We start from the raw sequence: 1,577 nt of genomic DNA on the forward strand, positions 1-1,577 counted from the left end.
ACCCGGCGCGGTCAGCAACGCGGTGAACTGTTCGAAGGTCTTGGTCCAGTTGATCTTGTCACCGACTGGGCGAGTGCCACCGTGTGGGCGGTGCTGACTCGGAAAGATCTGCGGTAGCCGGTCTACCGTAACTTTCCGGGCGACTGGCCCCCATGGGCCGCGCTTACAGATGCGGCAGCTTTTCATGCGGCGGAACGGCGGCAGAACAGCGCGACCCGAGGCGACAGACATGGATGTCGTCGCCCCGGGTCGGGTGATCTGATGATCCAAATGCGGTTACGCGGGTGCGAGTTCGATGTTCAGATGCACCCCAAGCGCGCCCGCGACGCGGTCAAGAGTCTGGATAGTGGGCACGCCGTCCCCGGCTTCGAATCGGCTGATGGCGTTCTGCTTCATCCCTGCTCGCTTCGCAAGCTCGCTCTGGGTCCATCCTCTCGATTCCCGGGCTTGCCGAACTTGCTCACCGAGCCTGTAGGCAATCTCGGCTGCACGGTAGGCAGCCTGGTACTCCGGGGTTGCGCGGACTTCTGCGCTCCGGCGGTTGAATTCCTCCTGGCTGATCTTTCGTTGTGTGGTGGTCATTGATATCTGCCCTCTGGGTTCTCTCTCACCGAGAGATTTAGTGACTCCCCTGCTCCAAGCCAACGGGGCCGGGGAGGGTCGTGGTCGTGCCTCTTCCACCTTATTTTCGATGCGGCAGAAGGTTCTGAACATCTCTCGTACCTGCGCCGATCAGCACGGCGAAGAGTTCTTCACTGAGTTGGTCGAGGTACCCTACCGCCCTGCTGGTAGGTGTCGTCTTTGCTGGTGAATGACTGTCTTCATAGGTCTCCCTTGGTGCTCTCCGGTCAAGTGTGGTGATGATGTGCTGTGCTGGCCGAAATCGTCACCGGGCGGTAAGTCGTGGGATTGGGCTTCCGCGGCGTGCCGCCGCCGCGGAAGCCCAATCCTCAGGTCCATCAGGTCTCGAACACGCTGTGATACGTCCGGTCGTGTTCGTTCTCGCACACCTTCTTCGCCTGCACGGCGCGATTGACCTCACCGGGCTCACGCCGCGCCGACTTCGTGAAGACGGTCAGGAGAATGATCTTGTTATCTCCAGGGAACCAGTAGGTGATACGGACGTTCCGGTTCCCAGAGATCGCGAAACGGAGCTCACGGACGCCGTCCCTGAGGTAGCGGCAATGAGGCTCAGCCAATTCCGGGCCCTTCTCGGCAAGAAGGCCCGCCCTGAAGTCCGCGCGGGCGCGATCCTCAGGACCCAAGCTCAACAGAAAGTTCACGACTTCCTGCTCGGCAATCATCTCGAACAGCACTGGTCCAGGATATCACACAAGTGTGATACTACCTGATGAGAGGGTTTAAATCTAGCCCCCGTTACCCGCGACGTCAGGTCGGGCAGGCGTTGCAGCCTCACATCCGGGCCCCATCTGCACTATGGAGCACGACGCGGCGAACCTCTTAACGGGTTCGCCTAAGACCGACACCGGTGACGGGTTCGCGAACCGGATTTTCCAGAGAACGCTGCCTCGAGCCGCGTGCGGCGGGCTGATCCAACCGTGCGCTAGAGCTATTCC

The 1,577-nt window shown here is 60.8% G+C and carries 2 protein-coding genes; both read right to left on the reverse strand.

Annotation, left to right across the window (positions count from 1 at the left end; translation table 11 throughout):
• Positions 1–276: 276 nt before the first annotated feature.
• The gene (locus ACT89H_RS29335; protein ID WP_445111910.1) at positions 277–582 is read right to left on the reverse strand and encodes a helix-turn-helix domain-containing protein; all 306 of its coding nucleotides are present in this window, start codon (positions 580–582) and stop codon (positions 277–279) included.
• Positions 583–959: 377 nt separating this feature from the next.
• Positions 960–1,316 (reverse strand): type II toxin-antitoxin system RelE/ParE family toxin, encoded by a 357-nt coding sequence (locus ACT89H_RS29340; RefSeq protein WP_445111911.1) that lies wholly within the window; start codon positions 1,314–1,316, stop codon positions 960–962.
• Between the last annotated feature and the right edge of the window lie 261 nt (positions 1,317–1,577).

The sequence above is a fragment of the Nocardia aegles genome (assembly GCF_052545135.1).

What these genes read in the sequence shown, in the direction of transcription:
- ACT89H_RS29335 (WP_445111910.1), bottom strand. Translation starts at nt 582, where the DNA reads ATGACCACCACACAACGAAAGATCAGCCAGGAGGAATTCAACCGCCGG.